Here is a 21,080-nt window from a genome sequence, read left to right on the forward strand (position 1 = left end):
ACCGCACAGGGCCGTAGCCGCCGAGATCCAGACGTAGGTTCTTAGCCGATGTCCACGTTCACCGCGTCGTAGATCTTCGGCTCGACCCTCGGCATACCGTTTGCCTCGAAGATCGTCGCCGCCTTCTCCATGAACGCCGCGAGAGCCTCGTTCGACTCCCAGAGGTCGACCACGAGCCAGCCGCCGTCGGCCGGGGCACCCGCGTGGGAGATGAAGCCCTCCGCCGGCCACCACGGCGCCGCGTGGATGCTCGCGTGGTTGACCTGGTACTGCTCCTGGGTGACGCCCGGCAATTCGATGATGGCGATGATGGCCACGGCGCTGCTCCCATGACGTCGGAGGATGGGGGAACTCCTCCAGTCGAGCAGTCCGCACACCCCTTCGCACGGCAGCAGGAGCCGACCGGGCTACGGGCTTGATCCGCACCGGACACTCCGTAGCCCCAGCGGCCAAGCACGGACTCGGCATGCCCTCTATCGGTTTCCCGACCGCGTCTCCGACAGACTCCGGCTCGACACGGTACAGGCTGACGTTGCATCGGTCGTACCCATCACGGAAGCGCGGCAGGTCACACTCGAAGACCAGCTCCGGACTGGTCCGAGGAGCTCCGCCGTCGCTGACGAATCAGCCCGCAGCCGATGTCACGGACCTCGATCGCACCGGCGTGCGGCAGGTAATGGATCCAGCAGCGCCGTCCGAACGCGTCCCGAATCTCCATGGAGCTCGGGTCACGGACAACGGGCCAGGCCCGCGGATCCATCCGCGCGCCATCACGTCCCGCCGGGATGGTCGTCCGGCCCGTCAGCGTGGCGGCGACGTCAGGGGGGAACGTCGGTGGGGGAGAGGTCGGGGCGGGCACGGTGCAGGCCTGCGGGGTGGCGCCACCGGCCTTAGGCGTCACGGGCTGAGCTTTTGGGCCGCTTCCCCAGACCGGACTGACGGTCCCGCGTTCCCTGGGACGCCGGTCAGTCGAAGTATGCCTCGAGGGTGCCGCGGCGCCGGACGTCGAGCGTCGCGCAGTGGAACGAGCCACCGAACGGGTGACACTCAGGGATCAGCCGCTCCTCATCGATCATGAGCACGTTCATGCTGAGCCACTTTCCGCACATCGAGGTGACCCTGAGTAGACGGTCGTCGATCGGATCGCCGCTCGGGAGGGGGCACCAGGACGTCCCACGACTTCAGGACGTCGGGCAGGCGTACTCGGGATTGACCAGAACCTTGCCTGGCGCGAGCAGGGCGGTGTGTGCGCCGGGGCCTTTGCCGTGCCTGGCCTTCTGTACCTGGCTCTGCCCCCCTCACTGTGCCGTTCGTCCCCGACGGGCGCAGCATAGAGGGAGAACAGGTGAACGCACCCCGGCCAGCGGAAGGAGGTGCGAGGCATGCCTCAGTTCATGGACGTGCACCACAACATGAAGGGCGTCACCGCCGACCAGCTCAGGGAGGCCCACAACGCGGACCTCGCCATAGAGGAGGACGAGCGCGTGCACTTCGAACGGGCGTGGGCCGACCCCGAGTCGGGCCTCGTCTACTGCCTCTCCGAGGCACCCTCGGCGGAAGCGGTCCAGCGCATCCACGAGCGCGCCGGCCACAAGGCCGACGAGGTCCATCCGGTCCCCCTGTCGATCTGAAAACCCACAACGGCCCTCCGGCCGCAGACGACGCGGTCGGGGGCCCGCCATGCCTGGGAGTCAGGTCCACCAGCTGGCGGACAGCGCAGTCCAGCCGTGGCCGATCCGATGGATCAAGGAAGCGTCATTCCCATCAGCCAACGTGTCGGCGCTACGGCGCGCTTCGTCGTAGATCCGGTCTACGCGTAGGACGCCCTGCCCAACGCTGGGTTGTGGAGCCTCGTCTCTTCACCTTCGGTTGACCGCTCGTCCAGGTGAGCGGCATGTCTGATCATCGGTCTGTGTGGTTGGAGGAATTGCTCGCTCCCTTTGCGGAGTCGGGTGACCTCTCTTTCTTCGTGGAAAGGCACATCGCCATGCGTCGTCGTACCGCTGCCGTCATCCTGGGAACCGCCGCGATCCTCGGTGCACTTGCCGTACCCGCCACTGCCGCACCCGCGGTAGGCACCGTCGAAACTGCCGCCGCCAACGTCGTCGACGTGGCCCGCAATGCGGTCACCGGTGTCGAGGTGACCGTCGACAACATCACCAGCGGCCTGTAGCCGACCCCGGTACGGGTTGCGCCAGGCTTGCCGCCTGCGTCGAGGGACCAGGTAGCTGGCCTGGCTGTCGGCGCGGGCGGCATCTGCCTAGGACTTCCCAATCAGGAAGTCAAGCGGCCATCGTGACTGGTGGTGCAACTCGATAGCACGCTCCGTCGCGGATCATGGCCCAGAGGACGTTGGCTCTGCGCCGGGCGAGTGACAGGACGGCTTGCTTGTGCCCCTTCCCTCAGCGCGCTTGCGTTCGTAGTACGCCCGTGACGCGGGGCACGATCGCAGGCTGGCCATGGAGGACAGGTAGAAGGCCCGCAGGAGTCCGCGGTGGCAGCGGCGTGGTCGGCGCACGTTGTCGCTGACGCGGCCGGAGTCGCGAGGCACCGGTGACAGGCCGGCGAACGCCGCCAGACGGTCGGCAGTGCCGAATGCTTCCATATCGCCGCCGGTTGCGGCGATGAAGGTGGCTCCGAGCATGGCGCCCAAGCCGGGCAATCTACGGATCACCTCGGCGTGCGGGTGCTCGTGAAACCGGGCCTCGATGAGTGCGTCCAGCTCGGCGATCTCCTCTTCGAGGGTCATCACCCCTTTCGCCAGGCGGGCCACCATTGACGCGGCGAGCTCGCCAGGCAGCGAAAGTGTGCTGGGCCTGGCCGCTTCAACGGCGACCTGGGCGAGCGTGGTGGCACCTTTGACCTTGCGGTTCTTCAGCCAGGTCTCGATGCGCTTGACGCCGCTACGCCGAATGGCCGCCGGCGTCTGGTAGCCAGTCAACAGCAGGACGGGCCCCGTGTTCGTCAGGCTGAGGGCCCGTTCCAAACCCGGGCAGATCTCCAGGAGTTGCTCCCGGAGCCGGTTGATCTGGCGGGTGCGATCGTTGACGAGGTCGGTGCGGTGTCGGACCAAAATCGTGAGGTCGAGGGCTATCTCATCGCCTGGCCGGAGCACGCCGAGGTCCTTGCGCATGCAGGCCTGGTCGGCGATGACAAAGGCGTCTTTGGCGTCCGTCTTGCCCTGGCCGCGGCAAGCAGTTGATGCCTGGTGAACAGCGAGGCCGGTGAGATAGACCATCGGCTGGCCGTGACCCAGCAGCAGGCCGATGAGCAGCGCTGCACCGCCGTGGTTAATGTCCACCGCCCACACCGCGTCCTCGGAAAGCGCGAGGACGTCGCCGATCAGCTCCAGGAGCGCAGACTCGTCGTTCAGCACCCGTCGCGAGAGCAGGCGCTCACCTTGCGCGTCGATCACCACGCAATGGTGATGTTCCTTGCCGATGTCCACGCCGGCCCAGATCTCGGGCACGGCCACCTCCGCCAACTCGTCGTCGCAACAGTCCCACAGACGACCTCGCCGACGTTGTCCTACACAGCGATCAAGTCGCGTATCACAGTTAGCGGTCGAGTCGTCGCGGGGCCCCGAGCGGCCAAGCCATTTGAGTCATCCAACGGCGACAAGCTCACAGCCATACCCAGAACCCCCGGGCCGACGATCTTACGAAATGACCGCCTCAGACCCACGCTTGGAAGGTCGGACAAGCTCAGACTCAGGGATTCCACGCCCGCTGCGACGGGGCCGGCGACACCTACCGGCAGGGCAGCCGACTCGCTGAACGGCCCTGCCCGGAGCAGGCTGGGGGCGTGACCAGCGCGCCGATCGTCGTACACCAGCCCTCCCGCACCGGTGGCCGGAGTGTCACTTTGCACGCGCACGACCGTGTCGAGATCCTCGGCACCGCCTACAGCGACCACGACCTGGTGGTGTTCCTCGAAGCCGCGGGCATGGAGGATCCCGAGGGGCTGCTGGACGATCCGCGGTGGGTGGAATGGCGCGGAGGCGGCCCACATGAGTGGAGTGGGGTCTGAGCGTCTGCGCGCGTACGGACCCAGCGCAGAAGGTCGACAGGGCGGCATGGCGGGCAGCAGCCCGGCCCACACCTGGAGTGCGTTCGTGAATGGCCGGCCCCTACGCGTGCCCCCAAGTGCGCTGGCGTGCCGGGGAGGCGTCGTCAGGGCGCGTGGTCGCTGTTGGCAGGGATTGCGTTCTGGGCGGGTTCGAGGGGTGGGAAGAGCCAGTTCTCGAACGCGTCCAGGGCGAAGAGGGCGGCCATCATCAGGAGGGGAAGTACGAGCGCGAGCACGATCACGGGACCTCCCTTGGCCGGTGAGCCTTGGGCTAAGCAGGTGACCGGATTCCAGGATGGGGCCGAATGGCTTACCGCGCACGTCGGTGCCGCCCGCGCTGCGTCGTGAACGAGTGAGTGCATGGGGTGCCATGTAACACACGAATGGTCTGTGCGGGAGACACAGGTTCCTTCATCACTGCGACAAGGGTTGCGCATCTGGTTGCGCTAGGGGTTGCGCCTACTGTTGCGCGCCCCGGCGGTCCGCCGCCGTGCCTGTGCAGGTCACCACATGGGTCCGGCGTGGTCGAGCCTTTGACATCCCCGTCGGCCGCTTTGCCCATGCCCTGGCTTGAGTTGAGGAGAGGAAGGGCGGGATGGGCGCCGCGGCCGCTGCCGGGGCTCGGGGCGCGCACGGGTGCGGCGGCCGGGGGTCAGGAGTTGTCGGGGGCGGATTCGGTGATGTGGTCGAAGCCCCCGCAGTCAAGGCGTCAGCTCCTGGGCGGCTCCGCACAGCGTGCCCAGGCGGCCCTGCGCGCGAGCCCAGGCCATCGCGGTCCACCTCAGCTGCTGCTCGCGGACAGCAGGAGGTGGGCGACGCGGCTGGGGTCGTCGGACATGGGTGAGTGCCCGCAGCCGTGCAGTCGGAGATGACGGGCCCCGGGCAGGAGCCGAGTCGCGCGGCGTGCTTGGTGCAGCGGTGTCAGGAGATCGCGGGTGCCCCATGCGACGGTGACGGGGACATCGGGGGCGAAGCCACGGAGCCGGTAGTTGTGGGCTGCCCGGCGTGTGGCTTCGAAGCCGGGTGAGCGGACCAGGTTGCGAAGGGCGCCGTCGGCTGCCTCTGCTGTCATCTGCCAGGGCCGCGCGACGAGTTGCCAGAATGCGAGTGTGCGGCCCAGCGGATTGCCGGTCACTCGTGCCCTATGCCCGCCGAGGCTCTCCGCCATCATGCGCGCGACCCGAAGCGAGCCGAGGGCATAGGCCGCTTCGGGGCCGGTCCACAGGCCGATGGGGGACAGTGCGACAGCGTTGCTGACGGCGCCTGTCCGGGCGAGTTCGAGTGCGACGGCCCCGCCGAGCGAGTTGCCGACGATGGGCGGGCGCGTGAGGCCGACTGTGGAGAACCACTTGGCGACCTCGGCAGCCAGTGCGTGGACGGTGGGGGTGGTGCTGTCCGGCAGCGGTGGGCTGTCGCCGAATCCCGGCAGGTCGACGGCCACGACCTCGCGTTCACGAGCAAGCAGGTCGATGACGGGTGCCCAGCCCTCCCGGTCCAGCTGGCGGATCACGACCAGGGCCGGGCCGCTGCCGCGACGCCTGCTGACGAGCTGGATATTCGACATGCCGGGATCGTACGGTGATGGGAGGCATCGAATGAGTTGATTGAGGCTTGCGCGCGTCGGGCGGGCGTCCACAGCCGTCGACCGGCCCACGGCAGCGCTTTTGCCGAAGGCTTGACTCAGCCCTGCGACGTGAGGTGGTCGATGACCGCGGTGAACTCATCTGTCGGGGAGAAGTCCACGTACTCGCAGTCCTCGAGGGCCACGGGGGCGTGTCCGGGCGGCCAGTAGAACGCCTGTCCCGCCTCGTAGACCTCCTCACCGTCCTTCGTCACCATCTTCAGCCGGCCTTTGATCATGTACCCCCAGTGAGGGCACTGACAGAGGTCATCGGTCAGTCCCTTCAGGGCCGGCCGCAGGTCTGTCCCCTGAGGCAGTTGTACGAAGGCCACGGACAGGTCTCCGCCGACCGCCCGCGTACGGAGTTCGACGCCTCCGCCCTCGATTGCGACTGGTGTGTCCTGCCGGGTTGTCCCTGTCATTGCTGCCTCGCTTCGTTCGTGGTGCGGCAGTGTGTCTCGCTTCCAGGCTGGCCGCGGCGGTCGGGGCTCGCCAGGCGGGCCCACGGGCTGCCGGCCCGCCTCCCGCCGCTCCCCTCGCCGCGATCCAGCTCTGGCTGCGCTGACCACGAGTCGGTCCAAGCCCGGGCGCAGGACCGCAAGGCTCGCACCGGGGCGGCTGGCGTGCGTCATGAGAAGAAGATCACCGAGCGCTCCTTGACGTCGTCGCAGTCGGAGTCTGCGAAGACCGTGGCGGTGGCGTTGGTGCGGTTCTGCGGGGCGAAGGCCGAGGAGCCAGCGCTGACGAGGCCCCTAGCGCGGAAGGTGTACCTCAGGAGCTGGCGCCGCTGACCCCGGGGGCGACGAAGCGCCGGTGCAGGGGGTAGAACTTCGGCTCGGGGTCGCTTTGTACACCCAGTTCGCCCGTGAGTACGGGGGCGATCCTGGCCTCGATGAACCGGTTGAAGTGGTCCTCCGACTCCCAGATGTCCATCACGTTGAGGCCGCCGTGGACGAACCAGGCGGCGTGCAGCACGCACCCGTCCGGTGCGTCTTCTTCCCAGCGCACCCTCTGGCGCACCGCGTCGTACACGTCGGGCGTGATCTCGGGCCAGGAAAAGGTCATCACGACTGCCATGGAGTTTCCTTTCGACCGCCTGGACACGCCGCGGCCGGAACGCCCGCGGCATAGCACTGAGAAGCTAAGCCGCTGGTATCGCCGGTGCACTCCGGGGCGTCCATCCGAGAAGGGTGCGTGTCCGCGGGCAGAACGGGCCAGCCACCCCTCTCAGCCAAGCCGGCCAGTTCCTTCCTGGCGCGGCCGGACACCGGCGTGCGAGAAGACGGGGGCCTCCGACAGGCCGAGCGTACGTGTCCAGGATCGGTTTTTGTGATCGGTTCACGGATGGCTGAGCTGGGCTGATCAGTTCGTGTGTCTGGCTGTGTTCGGGGGGGGGCGGGCGGCGGGAGGTGATCGCTGGGTGGCTGAAGGTGTTGGTTGTGGTGGCAGTCTGAGCTGTGGGTTTGTCAGGTATCAGGGTCGTTGATCAGTTGTAGCCGTCTTCTTCTGAGAGTTGGTCACTTTCTCTGATCGCGGGTATGCGCCGGGCCGCATCGTCGGGTGTCGTCGAGATGCCTGGCAGGACGGAGCGAGGGTTCCGCAGCCGGCGCCGGTAGGCGTTGTTACGAAAATACTCTCTTGCCCTGCTGGAGAGCCCTCCTGCTTATCGCGCCTCTGAGCTGCGGGAACGCGGCTTCGATACCGGGAACCGGTCTTGCTTGGGCTGTACCTGGCTATGCTCGCCTTGGTGGTGGCACACATGTGCCTGCACCAGACGACCCCGCCTTCTCCGGCGGGGTTTTTCATGCCTCACGCCGATGGCCCCGACGCGAAGACGCGTCGGGGCCATCGGCGTTTTCGGTCTCGAAGGAGCGAAGCTGATGTCTGACGTCCCGTGGGCAGTTGTGGCGGTGGTGGGGTTGCTCGCCCTGGTCTGTCTGGCCGCGCTTGTCGCCCACGCCGTTCTGGCTGCGTTGGCTATCCGCCGTGCGCGGCTGGAAGATCTGCCGGTCATGCTGGACAGCAGCGGGCGGACGCTTCTGGGGCTCTTCAAGTCGCTGCGGGTGGGAGTCGGGCAGGCTGGCCTCAGTGCGGGACCGGGGGCAGGCCCGCAGGGGCCGGTGGCCGATCCCGCACTCTCCGGCGGTGCGACGTCGCCGGACAGTACGGCAGTTGCGGAGCCGGGCGGGGGAGGAGCGCAGTGAGGCGAGAACAGTACTGGCCGGACAAGGATCCCGTCAGCCGCCGGATCGGCGATGACGTCCTCGGGCGTGCCCTGCGCAAGGTGTTGCGGGACTCCGAACGGCGACTCCTGCTCGACTATCTGCACGGGGCTCCACTCGTGCAGATGGCCCGACAGTTCGGGTGGACGGTAGAGGGCTTGCAGGAGCTCATCAGGAGCCTGCTGATCAGGCTGCGGGACTCGGAGTTCGGGCCCCAGCTGCGTGAGGAGCTGTTGAGCCGGACGGGTCCGCAGCACTCGGCCCTGGTCTGGGAGGGTGTCAAAGAGGTACCTGTCCATCGGTGCCAGCGTGTCGGCTGTACCACGCCGCCCTTCGTGCAAAAGGCCCGCGGGCGTACGCGCAAGTACTGCAGCGACGCGTGCAAGCAGGCTGCCTACCGCAGTGCGCGGGCTGAGCAGCCCGCCAAGCGCGCAGTAGCTCCCGCAGCGCTGTCCAACCCATGGTTCAGGGTGGCGCGCCCACGGAAAGGGCGGCGCATGCCCTACCGCTTCCTCGACTACACAGACACTGAGGCGGCGTTCCCTGACATCCAGGACGTCAAGCGGGCCATGCCGGAAAGCAGCGAGGACAGCGAGTACTTCCGATGGAAGCTGTCCGAGTGGATGCCTTCGCAGGGTCGGCCGGAGGGCCTGGGGACGCAGGGGGTCGGTGCCAAGGCTGCCGAGGGCATGGAGAGGATCGGCTTTTGGGTGGTGGACGGCAACGGCAGGATGCGCGCGTTGCGGGATTTGCGCACAGTCATTCCTGCACGGGATCTGCGACGGACTGCGCGGCCCGACGGTTCAGCGTGGCCGGAGCTCGCTGCGCTCGATTCACTGTTCAGAAAGAGGGGCAGCCGGCGCGTGCGTGGCTCCGCTCGTGGAGCCGCCCCCTCTGAACCGCGGCGTGCGCCGACTTTCCCAAGCGGTCACAGGCGCTCTCGCCGGAGGCGGGTGCCAAGCCTGTCTTACCCCTTGCCAGTCGTCTCGTCAGTGCCGAACAACCCTGGGTACTGCCCGCGCTGGAACCGGTCCCGAGAGCGCCGGCAGCAGGCCGCGCGGCCGATAGCACGGAAGGCCAACACGCCTACGTCTACTGCGCGCCCAACTCGGCTAGAGCGGTGAGTAGGCGGCGGTGAGCCTAGCGCGCCTGCTGTTGCTGTTCGACAGGAACCGTCGTGCGGTGCGCCTGGTGGCGTCGTATCTGGACTCACGGCCCCGGCCGCATGACTGCATGCGGTCGACTGTGGGTGGCAATCAGCGGAAAGGTTGTCCTGGAAGCTCGTGCGGATGTGCTCCGCCGACCGTTCCGTACCAGCCGATTTGCCAGAAGCAAGGTTTTCAGGATAGGTTGCCGCCACTTTAAAGCTTGACACATGCAAGGTTTGAGGGGAGGGTGGGATATGACTGATCGGATGGACGTGCTCCTCGCAGCGCTGGACCGTCAGGGATTTAAGAGTCACCAGAGTGCTCAGGGCTCATGGCGGTTCTCCCGGAACGGCACTGCAGTTCTGGCCGGTCCCGAGCCGGAGACGCCGGGGCAGTGGATCGACCTGATCGTGCAGCTGCGCAGGGCGGGCTTGGTCTTCCCGGATGAGGACTAGGCCCAGGTGCAGGCGGGGGCCAGAAGGCCGGGCCCCCGCCCCGTCCATCCGAGCACTGCCAGATGAACCGGATAGAGGAGGAGAGGAGAAGGAAATGGGACAAGAGTGGCGGGCATCCGTAACTGTGGGCGCTGTGGGCACCTTCAGGGATGAGCAGTTCGAAGAGCTACGCCGGTACTGCGCTGGCGTCGTCAGGCACGAGGCTGATACTGAGCTCCTCTACCTGGTATGGCGTCTGGTAGCACCCAGCTTGTCGGAAGCCACGCAAGAGGCTCTCGAGGCCGCAACTGAAGGCCTCAGTGCTGCGCTAGGCCAAAGGCCTCGGCTGACGGACCTGCGAGTGGTCACTGCTGAGCAGGCAAACGCTGAGCGAGATCATCCGAAGGAACAGGACCTCATGGGGTACCGGGAAGCTGCTGCGGAGTTGGGCGTTACCCGCCAGAGGGTGGCTCAACTGGACGGCAGCCATCCGGACTTCCCACGCCCCATTGGCCGCATTGGTGCTGGTCCCGTCTTCACCGCCGATTCCATTCGGTCTTTCGCCACGAGGTGGGACCGTAGTCCGGGACGGCGGAGGGAAACCGTGACATCTGCTCATTGAGTAAGCAGGGCCCCACTGGCTCTTGGCCTTCATTAGCCAGTGGGGCCCTGCTTCTCGCCGTGGATGTGTTCTTCATTGGGGTGGCACTACGCCTTGATGGCGGTTCTGGAGAGCTGCTTGGGCGCCGCAGAGGCGAATCGGCTGCTTCAAGACAGGACGGGGCTGCTGCGTGATCGGGTGACAGCGGGGTTATGCAGCCAGGGCTGCGGGTGGGGTCATGATGGTCTCGTACTCGACGGGGGTCAATCGGGATAGGCGTCTCTGGCGTCGGCGTCGGTGGTAGGTGCGTTCAATCCAGGTCACGATCGCGATCCGCAAGTCCTGCCGGGTAGCCCAGACTTGACGGTCCAGGACGTTCTTCTGCAGCAGTGCAAGAAGCTCTCCATGGCCGCGTTGTCGCCGGCCGCCCCGACCCTGCCCATCGAGCCGACGAGGTCGTGCCGGACGAGAGCGGACACGAACTTCCGTGACCGGAACTGAGAGCCGCGATTCGAATGCACAATGCACCCGGCCACCTGGCCGCGGCGGGCGACGGCGGATTGCAGAGCGGTGACCGCGAGGTGGGACTTCATCCGGGCGTCGATGGAATAGCCCACGATGCGGCCCGAGAACACCTCCTTGACGGCGCACATACACAGCTTGCCCTCGCCGGTTGGGTGCTCGGTGATGTCCGTGAGCCACAGCCGGTTCGGGGCGTCGGCGGTGAAGTCCCGCCGCACCAGGTCGTCGTGGACCGGTGGCCCGGCCTTGGCGTGCTTCCCGCGGCCGCTTCGCTTGCCGAAGGCACTCCACCAGCTGTTGTCCCGGCAGATCCGCCAGGCGGTCCGCTCGGCCATCACCTCACCGGCCGCGTGGGCCTCGTCGACAAGGAAGCGGTGCCCGAACTCGGGATCGTCGCGGTGCGCGTCGAACAGTGCATTGGCCCGGTACGCCCCGGCCATCTCAGCATCAGTGACCGGCCTGGTCAGCCACCGGTAGTAGGGCTGACGGGCCAGCCCGAGCACCCGGCACGTCACCGCCACCGGCACCCGGCAAGGGGCAGCGGCGGCGGCCAGCTCGCGGACGAGCGGGTACATCATTTTGCCGGCAGGTTCGCCTGCGACAGATACGCCGCAGCCCTCCTGAGCACGTCGTTCTCCTGCTCCAGCAGCCGGATCCGTTTGCGGGCCTCGCGCAGCTCGGCCGACTCACCCGACGCCGTTGCGGGCCTGGCCCCTTCGTCGGTGTCGGCGCGGCGCAGCCACTTCGACAGCGTGATCGGGTGGGCCCCGAAGTCGGCGGCGATCTGTTCCAGTGTGACGCCGGGCTCGCGGTTGCGCGCGACCCGCACGACGTCCTCGCGGAACTCCTTCGGATACGGCTTGGGCACTGCAACATCCTTCCAGGCCGCTTCTCAGCAAGCCAGGTCAGGTGTCACCCAACCCTGCAGCAGTCCCGTTCGGTCAGGTGGGGTGAGGGCGGCATACCGGCTCGGGCGCGTTGTTTGGCGCGGTTGCGCTGGCTGAACAGCCACATGCCCAGGGGGTGGCCGTCGTGCCGGGTGTCACGGGGGGCTGCGAGGTGGCCGTGTTCGGCGTGCCAGGCCCGGGCGTGTGCCAGGGCCGTCTCGAAGCCAGGCCTCAGATCGGGGCGGTGCCCGAGGCGGCTGTGAGGGCTGCGGGGACGCTTCGGCTCGGCGGCACGCCGATCGTGACGTCGACCGGTGGGAGCCGCAGGGTCTGCAGTCCTTCTGGCGCGGCTTGCCGTGTCGTCCATGTTCGGGACCCGGGGCACAGCGGATGTTTTGGGGGCCGTATGTGCATGGTCTTGGGCCGTGCGTGCTACCTCGGTGGTGATGCCGATGTCGGTGAGGAGTTGCCGCTGCTCGGGGTGGAGCTCGTCGTGCGTGGCGCACTGGCGCCACAGCCAGTCAGCGGTGCCATCGTCGAGGTCATTGAAGCCGTTCTCCGGGTGCAGGGGATGGCCGGCTTGGACGTGGTCGCGGGCGCGGTAGTAGCGGCGCTGCCATGTCAGGTGCCAGGGCGGGTTCCACCAGGGATCGATGACCGCGAGGGCCTGTGCCCGGGCGGCGGGTAGGGGCTGGCGGTCAGAGCGCCGGTGGTTGCGCTGGTTGGACAGCCACTGCCCGAGCGGGTAGCCGTCGTGGAGGGTCGTCTGGGCGACGGTGGCGAGGTTGCCGTGGACGCTGGCGAATGCGCGGGCGTGGGCGAGCCCTGTCTGGAAGCGTTCTGCGTAGCTGCGTCGTCTGGGGCGGGCGGTGGCTGCCGCCGCGGCGTGGATGCCGATTTGGGTGAGGAGGCGTTGTTGTTCGGGGTGGAGGGTGGGGTAGCGGGTGCACTGCAGGTGGAGCCATTCGCCGAGGCTGTAGCTGGTGGTGGGAAGCCGCGGGCCGACTGGAGCGGGCCGTGGGTGTCGGTGTGGGTGCGGGCTTGGTGCCAGGTGCGCTGCCACAGGGTGCTCCATGGCACGTTCCACCAAGGGTAGATGTCGTTCAGGGCGGCGGCTTGGTGGGCCGACATTCTGGTGTGGCTGGTACGCAGGTTGGCGATCCACTGGCCCAGTGGGTAGCCGTCGGGGACGTCTTCCTTCGGCACGGCCAGGTGGCCGTGCCGCTGGTGGTAGGCGTGAGCCTGTGCCAGGCCTGTTTGGAAGGCTTGCTCCGCTTGGAGACTGTGGCCGCGCAGCCGCTTGGCCGCCTGTGGCGCCGGCTGCTCGCGGTCGGCGGCCGATCCCTGGGGGAGGAGGTCGCTCAGAGGGCGGGGCCGGTGCGATGAGTGCACCTTCCACAGCGTGTGCTGCGCCGCGGGTGCCTGGTTGGCGCGGGTGCGTACCAAGGAGTGGGCCCAGGTGAACAGTGGCCCGTGGGTGACGTTGGCGAGGTGGCGGGCGAGCCAGGGCCGCTGGAGGTGGTCGGCGAGTTCGGCCAGCAGCGCGGGCATCTCGCCGAGGCGGTAGGGGAGATGGCCGCAGGCTTGGGCGACGGAGTGCTGCTGCCGGAGAGAGTTGGCCAAGACCCGAGCGACGGCGACGGTTTCGGGATAGGTGATCAGGTCGCGTGCCGCTACCTTCCACCAGCCGGGATCGGCCTCGGCGGGACGCGTCACTGCAAGGCGTGCCAGCCAGTGCTGTTCCTCGCTGGGGCAGGGCTGTTCCCACCAGAAGCTGGTGATGGCGCGGGCGACCTGGAAGGCCCGCGCTCCGGTGGGAGAGCGGCGTAGCAGCCGGACATGCCGTCGCTGGGCGTCGATTACCTCCGGGCACCGGCCAAGGGGGACGGGCAGGCCGCTGGTGCCGGGCAGGTACAGGAGCCAGTACTGGTGGCGGGCGCAGACCCGCTGCTCGGGGGCCAGGTAGCGCCGGGCAGGCACGCGGCGTCCGGTGCGGGCGGCGGTGCAGGCGGGGCAGGCGGGCCCCCACGGGGCGACGGCTTCCTCGCCGCGGGTCAGGCGGCCGGCCGGGCCGCCTGGGTAGTGCGCGTGTGGTTCTGCGCGTGTCCACGCCGGCAGAGCATTCTCCAGCACCGCTGCCTGTGCATGGCTCAGGGCGCATACTCGTTCGCGTACCTGGGCGTTGAGGTGGATCTCGCTGTCCGGGTGGAGCATCCCGGCGACGTTTTGCCGGCCGTCGGTCTCGGTGATGGCGGCGAGCAGGTCGCGCAGGCCGAGGTGGTAGCGGGCGGCGAGCCGGTTCAGGAACGACAGCGTCAGCTCCCCGCGCAGCGGAGACACCCGTCCGGCCGCCCCGCCGGCCAGGTCCGTGACGAGGACGCCGGACGCCGCCGGTTTGTCTCCCGCACGCTCGTTCCCGGGCTTGCGGCTGTGTGCCGTCGTGCTGGACCGGTGCGCCACGCCGGATGTCTCCTACTTCCGTCGTGCGGGCCGGACCGGCCGGGCCCGGGTTTCGGCGGCCGCGTCGAGCTCCACCTCGCTCAGCAACTGCTTGGTGATCCGCTCGGTGCCTTCGGTGATGGCGATCAGGGCGGCTTCGCGGATGAGGTGGGAGAGGCTGCCGATCCGCCCGCCGGTGCGGGCGTGGAGGTAGGCGGCGTGCTTGACCAGGGTTCCGGGCCGGTGTGCGCGCAGCCGCAGCAGATTCTCCATGGCCCGCACGAGGTCGTTCCAGACAGCCCGGTCTTGCTCCGTCGCGTAGGCCGGTGGGCGGTGGCGGAAGATTTTGAAGCGGCCGGCGATCTGCGCGCCGCGTACTCCGCTGAGCAGTGAGGAGGTCTCGATGTCGATGGCGGAGTAGACGAAGGTGGCCGGGATGCGTTCGCCGAGGTACTTGAGCTGGTCGGAGGTTTCCGCACCGGCGCGCCGCTGGGTGTCCAGGAGGTGGACGTCGTCGATGAGGACCAGCTGGGTGCCCAGTTCGCACAGCAGGTCGCAGACGGCGCCGGTGATCTGGGTCTGGTTGAGGCGGTCGGTGATGGGCATGCCGAGGAACCGGGCGAATTCGCTGACGAGCATCTTCGGGGTGGCGGCCGGCGGCACGCTGATGAACAGCACCGGTCTTCTGTCGCCGTTGCCGGGGTGCTGGCGGGCGTCGGCCAGATGGAAGGAACGCCCGAGCGCCATCATCGTGGTGGTCTTCCCGGTCGTGGCCGGACCGGAGATGATCAGACCGCGCCGGGCGCCCGCCTGCTGGCGGCGGTTGACCAGCAGCAGCCGTCGCACGGTGGTGAAGACACTGTCCATGGCCGGGGTGCGCATGACGGCGAGTTCGGGTGGTAGTCCTCGCGCTCCGTCTGGGACCAGGCGCCGTCGTTGGCGTCCAGGGCGGGGGCCGGCGCCCGGTGGACGAAGGCGTCCCAGCCCTGCCACAGGGTCGGAGGAGCCAGTGGAGCGAACCCGGCGGCGTCGTTCGAGAGCGGACTCACCATCGCAGGGATTCCTCAAAGGGGTCGTAGACCGTGACGGAGGAATCTCGCGCCGGCCGTGCTTGTCCGCCCTCTGCACCGGCTGCTGCAAGGCCCCGGGTGACGGCGGGCCCAGGGTGCTGGTGCTCACCCGCTGCGTCGGCTGCCTCCTCCCCTTCGTCTTCGGCGAAGAGCTCCTCACCGTGGTCGAAGGCGTCGTCCTCGCTGGGCCTGTCGGCTTCCGTCTGCGGCGGCTGGCCGTACAGGAGCCCCCACACCGCACTGTCTGCGTTCGCGGCGCCGTGGGCGAGGGCCCGGGCGGCGACGGTCTTGTCCCGGCGGCTGCCGTGTCCGGCGGCGGCGCGTTCCAGCAGCTCGCGCAGGGCGAGGGCCAGGTCGTGTTCGTGCTGGACGCGGCTGCCGCGCTGGGCGACGGTGCGCCGGATGTGCTGCCAGGTGAAGTCGGTGAACGGGGCGCTGACCAGGGTGTGGTGGATCCAGGGCACCACCTCCCACCCGTGCCCTCGCGGCTGGCCGGGTTTCGGCAGGCGCACCCAGACCTGGCCGGGAGGGTGCGGGTTGTAGTGGATCTCCCACAGGCCGTCCGCCGTCGGCGAGGCTTCGCCGCGGTAGGGGTTGAGGACCTGGTGGTCGTAGGTGCGGTAGTCGATGCGGATGCCGTAGTCGTTGATCTTCTGCCGTTTGACGGGCATCAGCTCGATGTAGTCCTCGCGCCCCAGCGGCGCCGGGACGTATCCGCACACGGCGACCAGCGCCGCCCACATCTCGTTCGGCGACAGAGCGCGGCGGGGCATCATCGGGTGCCGCAGCCCGTCGTGCGGGCGGACCTGCCACCCGCAGATGATCCACTCCTGCAGCAGGTCGTCCAGCTGGGCGAGCGTCCATACCGCCTCGCTTTCCGCTTTCCGGCCGCGTTCGCCGGTGTGGGAGCCCGTGTAGCCGGCCACGTGCTGGGCGAACAGCGTGTTGATCGAGGAGAACGTGCGCTCCACATGCCCTTTGGCCGGCCCGTTGCCCGGCGGCGCCGGCTGCAGGGAAATGCCCAGCGACCCGCATGCGGCGACGAACGAGGACGAGACGAACACCTTGCCCTGATCGACCACGACGGTCCGCGGGGTGATGACCGGGCGCGCTGCGGCCCCTTCCAGGCGGTCATCCACGCTCAGCAGCCGCTCATAGGGAATCACTGAGCGTTCCATCGCCAGTGCCTCGGGCCAGGCAGGCCGCATCGGCGCTGGGACCATCATCTGCGCCAGCAGGTGCGCCGCGTCCATACTGCGGGTTCCCTTCGGGCGCAGCACGGCCGCGCAGATACTGCGGGTCGCCACATCCAGCGCGATGGTCAGCTCGGGCCGCTCCACCACTCCGTCGTCGAGCACCACGAAGGCATCCAGCACGGTGCTGTCCATCATCACCAGCTCACCCGGCGCCATCACCGTCGTCGGGACGAACGGGGGAGCCGGTCGCGCCGAGCGCCAGCGCCGTTGCCGCGCACTGCCCAGCAGCCCGCGCCCGTCGGCCAGGGCGTGCACGAGCCGGTTGAACGTCGCGGTCGACGGCAGCGGCACCGCCTCGTGGCCGTGCCGCTCGGCCAGCAGCCGCTCGGTGTACACCCGAAGCCGCCCCAGCGTCCCGCTGGAGCGTTCCTGCCCGGCCTCCAGCACCTCCCGCAGGGCGGCCACCACCCGCTCATCCGCACGCCCCAGTGCCGACCGGGGCCGGGCGGCCCGCTGATCCACCAGTCCCCACAGCCCGCCGTCGCGGTAGCGGGCCCGCATGCGCCGCACCGTCACCGCGCTGGTCGGCATACCCGCCGCCGACAGCTCTGCCGCCTTTGCTTCCTCCCGCTGCGCCAACGTCCGCACCTGCGGGTCGTACTCAGCCCGTAGAGGACCAACAGCACCGGATCCGCCCGGGTGCCCCGTCTCCACCTCCCGCACATGCCGCTCCCATGCCAACGCCCGCTCCCGCACCGGTACGGGCAACGACTCCAGCAAGCCCAGCGGCGGCACCCGGCAGACGGAGGGCGCAGCCACAACCTCGAACCCCTCGTCGGCGAACAACAGCGACAGCAGCAGCGCCGCCATCTCGCCGTTCCCGGCGATCAGCCGCACCTGCCCGCCAGCGAGGGCCGCCACCGTCCAGGCCCGCCCCTCGAACCGCACCCGGGACCCCACCTCGACCACCGGCCCGCCGGACCCCGGCCCCGTGCCCCCGTCACGCCGTCTGCGCCCACACCGGCATCCGCTCATGCATGGGAGCGCCCAGATCCGCGGACAGCCGCCCCGCCCACAGGGCATGGAACAGCGCGGGAAGAACCACCATCGGATCCCCGGTCCGGCGCACGCCCTCCCACAGCGGCGTACGGTCGGCGAACGACTCCCGCAACGCCGCCGCCAGCTGCTGTCCTCCGTGGTACCGCGGATGCCGGTACCCGGACAGCCAGGTCACGTTGCGCCGGTACACCGGATCGACCGGACCCAGCACCCAGTACCGCCAGCCCACCGCCGCACACACCTCACCGACCACCGCCGCGAGGGACCGCTGCCGCCGAGAAAGCCCCCCTCTGGCGGTGCAGTCAGCCAAGACTCCCTGGCCGTCGGTGAGCCGGAGCATCACCTGCGGGACATGCGTACACACTCCGCCCGGCGCACGCCACCGCAGTTCCAGCGGCCGACTGGCCAGGCCACTGACGCGTGGATCGCGGTCGAGCAGCATCAGATGCAGCCGCATCGCCCCAGAGCCGTAGTGCACGAGCCGTCCGGTGGTCGCCGACCACCACCATCCCGGCGCCGTCCGCTTGCCCTTGCGGGCTGAAAACGGCCTCAGAGGCGGACACTGCTCGAAGGCCACTTCGGCGGCCGCCGCCTGCCACGGCGAACACTCCGTCGTCCCGCTCGCAGCCAAGAACCGTACGTCCACAGCTCTGACATCGGCCGGCCCGGCCGTTTCCGCATCCCATATCCCATTTCGTGCTCCGCACACAGAGCCAAACGTCTTGTCGGCTCATCCGGTAATGGGCAAAACAAGCCAAAGGGAAACGCGTGCCAGAGACCCAGGTCCGCCGGTCCTGCCGGGCGCCCCTGACCTCGCAGATGTGCTGTCAGCCGCGCTCGGGCTGCTCTACGGCCCAGGCGTAACCCAGCTCAGCGAACGCTGCTCGCTGCTCCGCATCCAGACGGTCACGTCTGGCCCTCTGGTTACTCAGAAACACACCCAGCCTGATCGCCGAACCGTCCGGCAACTCCTCAATGTGCGCCCTTCCTACGACGGTTCTGCCTTCCCGCTGGATGTACTGGGCGAGGGCCGCCAGACCGCGCTGGAAGGCTGACGTCTTCCCGCCGTCCTTGGCCGCCGGGGCCGGTGCGGGCGGTTCGGCGGGTTCCACGCCCAGCGCTGTCAGCCGCTGCTGCTGTTCTTCGGAGAGCTCCGTCCAGTTGCGGCGTTGCCGCTGGAGCCATTTGCCGAGGTCGTCGCCTTCGTAGAGGACGCCGGGGGCGATGTGGGGGAGGCGGCTGTCGGGTTCGTCGGCGGCGAGTTCGGTGAGGATGCGGTGGTGGCGTTGCCAGTCGAGTGGCCAGGGGCAGTTCCAGTCGGGGTCGATCGCGGCCAGCTGGGCGGCCCGCGTTGCGGCGCGTTCGGGGTTCTTGCCGAGGCCGTTCTTGCGGCGGAGGTTGGCCATGTGTTCCCCGACGGGGACCAGTTGGCTGTCGGCGTCGCCCCAGAGGGCGTCGCGTCTGGGGGCGAGGTGGCCGTGTGCGCGGTGGTAGGAGCGCAGTACGGCGAGTTTGTTCTCCCACGCTTCGTCGCCGGGCTCCCACACCATCCCGGCCTCGTCGAGCAGTGTCTTGCGGTGGGGATCGAGTTCGCCCGCACGGTAGGTGCGCCGCTGCTGGTGGACCCACCGCCCCAGCGGGAACGCCTTGGTGACGCCGGCCTCGGTCTCGGTGTCGTACGGGACGGCGTACAGGCCGGTGATGTGGTTCTTTTCCGCCAGCGCAGCAGGGCCTGGTAGCCCTCCAGCCATACCAGGGACTCCGGCCGGTACACCCGGGTGCGCAGGAACGCCGCGATCGTCGCCGCGTCCCTCGGGGTGGAGAAGTGCAGCAGCGCTGACTCCACCGCGCCCTCGGTCTCGTGCTGCCCGCCCTCGCCTTCGGCCGTGGTGCCGACGATCCGCCCGTCCTCGTCCCGCTTCACGTGCACGTGCCGCTGCCCGCTGGTCAGCGCCCGGCTGGCGAGCTGTTCGACGAGGCGTTCCGAGTGCGAGCGCAGACCTTGGAGGACGGCTACGAGGGGTGCGAACGAGGCGGAGACGACCATGTCGGTCGGGTTCTCACCAGACTGCAGGAAGACGGGCACGATGATCCTGGCCACCTTGACCGTGCCGTCGGGGTTCGGGCGCAGCGCCCGGCCGATGTTCTGCACAATCTCCACCCGGGAACCGCGGGTGTCGGCGAAACACACCGCCTCAACACCCCGCTCGCCGACGATGTCGACGCCCTCGCCCAGGACCCGCACGCTGGCCAGGAACGCGCGGTGTACGCGGCGACCCGCGGCGTCGATACCGCCTGCGAACTGCCGTAGGGCTTCGCGTCGTTCGGCTACGAGGTGATCGCCGCACAGCCACGCCGACCACACCCTCTCCGGCGGCACGTGGCGGCCGGCCTCCAGCTGGTAGAACTCCGCATCGATCGACGACTTCGGCAGCAAGTCCGCGTCGGCCAGGGCCTCGTCGGAGACCTCGGCCGCGTGCAGCTCGGCGGCCGTCTGCGGCATCTTCTCCGCGAACGCCATCGCCTCCTCCACCCGTTGGTGGAAGGTCATAACCGTGCGCAGGTTCCGCGCGGCGGCGTGCTCCAGGAGCGCAGTCTGCAGCAGCGCCAGCCGCCGGCCCCGCTGCGCCTCCTCCGATAGTGCCTGGACGGGGGAGGGGTCGTGGATCTCCAGCACGTCGATCTCGAACCCGGCGAGGATGCCGCGCTCGATCGCCTCGGACAGTTCGAGCTCGTAGATCCACTCGCCGTACGGGCCGTCCGGATCGGACGCCATAGTCGCGATCTCCAGCTCCTGCCCGTCCCTGCCCTTCTGCGGCCGGGGGGAAGCGAGGATGCGTGGGGTGGCGGTGAGGTAGAGCCGGAAGTCCGCCGGGATGCGGGTGTTGTCGTGGATCGCCGCCCACGGCCGCCCGAGATCACCGGTCGTTGAGTGGGCTTCGTCGACGACGGCGAGGTCGAACAGGGCCATCGTCTGTCCGTACAACCGCTCTCCGCCCGCCAGAGCAGCCTCCAGCGGCCCGCGAACGCGTCCCTGACCCAGCGGGTCCTCCGGATCGTCGCGGTCCACGAGGGAGGCGTACGTGGCGAACACGACCACCGGCCCATGCCCCGCCCACAGCGCCAACTGGATCGCGTTCGTAGTGGTCCGTACGCCCAGCTGCTCCAGGATGTCGTCCTTCTCCAGCGAGCACACCCCGACCATCGGCCCGCTGTGACCGACCCTCCGCCACGCCTGAACGGTCTGCACGAGCAGATCGAGGGTAGGGACCATGACGAGGATCCGTCCGCCACGGAAGCACTCCAGCGCAGCCCACGCGGCCGTGATCGTCTTGCCAGACCCCGTGGCGGACACCACCGTGGCGCGCGTCCCTTCCGCAGGCACAGAGGACCTTGCAGGGAATCTGACCCACCGACGGATACGCGCAGTCGCATCCACCTGGTGCTCTCTGAGCACGATTCTCTGCATTCCAAACTGTCCTGTCATCAGTTCCTCTTGCCGAAAGCAGCGTTGCAGCCCGATGTCTAATCGATGGCAGGTGAGCTCTTAAACGCCGAGCCCTTTGAGGCCCCATTCATCGAGCCCGGAGTAGACCGTTGCCGTCCGGCATTGCGGTGCCAACATGCACTCAGCTTCCCCGCGGTAGACAGCCACAAGAGAGTCAGCTCCTCGCCACCAGGTGTCCGCGCGTCCGGCAACCTCCAAGACCGGTTCCAAGCCGTCGAGTTGCAGCGCCTCCACGGCTTCACCGGTCACCGTGGTGATAGTGCGGGCGCACCGACGGGCATGATCTGCGAGGGCCACCGACTCCA

General features: G+C 68.8%; 13 protein-coding genes and 6 pseudogenes. 4 read left to right on the plus strand and 15 right to left on the minus strand.

The genetic code is table 11. The features are described 5' to 3' along the window. Positions 1–41 precede the first annotated feature (41 nt). Together OHO27_RS42905 and OHO27_RS42910 are read right to left on the minus strand one after the other, a co-directional pair. On the minus strand, positions 42–317 hold the full coding sequence (locus OHO27_RS42905) for a hypothetical protein (RefSeq protein ID WP_328430285.1): 276 nt from the start codon (positions 315–317) through the stop codon (positions 42–44). Positions 318–965: 648 nt separating this feature from the next. After that, positions 966–1,235, minus strand: a pseudogene (locus OHO27_RS42910) (amidinotransferase); the annotation flags it as partial. 147 nt (positions 1,236–1,382) lie between these two features. On the opposite strand from OHO27_RS42910, the gene OHO27_RS42915 reads away from it, so the two are divergent. Both OHO27_RS42915 and OHO27_RS42920 read left to right on the plus strand, forming a co-directional pair. Beyond that, positions 1,383–1,631: an SCO4226 family nickel-binding protein gene (locus tag OHO27_RS42915; protein ID WP_328430286.1), complete on the plus strand. Its 249-nt coding sequence runs from the start codon at positions 1,383–1,385 to the stop codon at positions 1,629–1,631. Positions 1,632–1,987: 356 nt separating this feature from the next. Further along, entirely contained in the window at positions 1,988–2,173 is a 186-nt protein-coding gene (locus OHO27_RS42920; RefSeq protein ID WP_328430287.1) for a hypothetical protein, read from the plus strand. A gap of 109 nt (positions 2,174–2,282) precedes the next feature. On the opposite strand, the pseudogene OHO27_RS42925 reads toward OHO27_RS42920, so the two are convergent. Next, positions 2,283–3,469 (minus strand): annotated as a pseudogene (locus OHO27_RS42925) (IS110 family transposase). Between the two features lie 335 nt (positions 3,470–3,804). Here OHO27_RS42925 and OHO27_RS42930 point away from each other — a divergent pair. Further along, on the plus strand, positions 3,805–4,029 hold the full coding sequence (locus tag OHO27_RS42930; protein WP_328430288.1) for a hypothetical protein: 225 nt from the start codon (positions 3,805–3,807) through the stop codon (positions 4,027–4,029). A 143-nt stretch (positions 4,030–4,172) separates the two neighbouring features. On the opposite strand, the gene OHO27_RS42935 is transcribed toward OHO27_RS42930, so the two are convergent. The 4 genes from OHO27_RS42935 to OHO27_RS42950 form a co-directional block, all read right to left on the minus strand. Continuing rightward, positions 4,173–4,310 (minus strand): hypothetical protein, encoded by a 138-nt coding sequence (locus tag OHO27_RS42935; RefSeq protein ID WP_328430289.1) that lies wholly within the window; start codon positions 4,308–4,310, stop codon positions 4,173–4,175. Positions 4,311–4,849: 539 nt separating this feature from the next. Continuing rightward, the gene (locus tag OHO27_RS42940; protein WP_328430290.1) at positions 4,850–5,632 is read right to left on the minus strand and encodes an alpha/beta fold hydrolase; all 783 of its coding nucleotides are present in this window, start codon (positions 5,630–5,632) and stop codon (positions 4,850–4,852) included. A gap of 116 nt (positions 5,633–5,748) precedes the next feature. After that, positions 5,749–5,928 carry a hypothetical protein gene (locus tag OHO27_RS42945; protein ID WP_328430291.1) on the minus strand — a complete coding sequence of 60 codons (180 nt, stop codon included), beginning with the start codon at positions 5,926–5,928 and terminating at the stop codon, positions 5,749–5,751. A 532-nt stretch (positions 5,929–6,460) separates the two neighbouring features. Beyond that, a complete protein-coding gene (locus tag OHO27_RS42950; protein WP_328430292.1) occupies positions 6,461–6,766 on the minus strand; it encodes a hypothetical protein in 306 nt (101 codons plus the stop codon). Positions 6,767–7,569: 803 nt separating this feature from the next. Here OHO27_RS42950 and OHO27_RS42955 point away from each other — a divergent pair. Further along, positions 7,570–7,893 (plus strand): hypothetical protein, encoded by a 324-nt coding sequence (locus OHO27_RS42955; RefSeq protein ID WP_328430293.1) that lies wholly within the window; start codon positions 7,570–7,572, stop codon positions 7,891–7,893. A gap of 2,411 nt (positions 7,894–10,304) precedes the next feature. On the opposite strand, the pseudogene OHO27_RS42960 reads toward OHO27_RS42955, so the two are convergent. The 8 genes and pseudogenes from OHO27_RS42960 to OHO27_RS42995 form a co-directional block, all read right to left on the minus strand. Further along, positions 10,305–11,484, minus strand: a pseudogene (locus OHO27_RS42960) (IS3 family transposase). Positions 11,485–11,528: 44 nt separating this feature from the next. Beyond that, on the minus strand, positions 11,529–12,578 hold the full coding sequence (locus OHO27_RS42965) for a helicase associated domain-containing protein (RefSeq protein ID WP_328430729.1): 1,050 nt from the start codon (positions 12,576–12,578) through the stop codon (positions 11,529–11,531). Between the two features lie 80 nt (positions 12,579–12,658). Then, a pseudogene (locus OHO27_RS42970) lies at positions 12,659–13,963 on the minus strand (Helicase associated domain protein); the annotation flags it as partial. A gap of 12 nt (positions 13,964–13,975) precedes the next feature. Continuing rightward, a complete protein-coding gene (locus OHO27_RS42975) occupies positions 13,976–14,824 on the minus strand; it encodes an ATP-binding protein (RefSeq protein WP_328430294.1) in 849 nt (282 codons plus the stop codon). Between the two features lie 163 nt (positions 14,825–14,987). After that, on the minus strand, positions 14,988–17,156 hold the full coding sequence (locus tag OHO27_RS42980; RefSeq protein WP_328430295.1) for a Mu transposase C-terminal domain-containing protein: 2,169 nt from the start codon (positions 17,154–17,156) through the stop codon (positions 14,988–14,990). A gap of 52 nt (positions 17,157–17,208) precedes the next feature. Then, positions 17,209–17,976: a TnsA-like heteromeric transposase endonuclease subunit gene (locus OHO27_RS42985; RefSeq protein ID WP_443059682.1), complete on the minus strand. Its 768-nt coding sequence runs from the start codon at positions 17,974–17,976 to the stop codon at positions 17,209–17,211. A gap of 118 nt (positions 17,977–18,094) precedes the next feature. Next, a pseudogene (locus OHO27_RS42990) lies at positions 18,095–20,736 on the minus strand (Helicase associated domain protein). 78 nt (positions 20,737–20,814) lie between these two features. Further along, positions 20,815–21,080: pseudogene (locus OHO27_RS42995) on the minus strand (hypothetical protein); the annotation flags it as partial.

It is taken from the genome of Streptomyces sp. NBC_00443, from assembly GCF_036014175.1.
Lineage (GTDB): Bacteria > Actinomycetota > Actinomycetes > Streptomycetales > Streptomycetaceae > Streptomyces.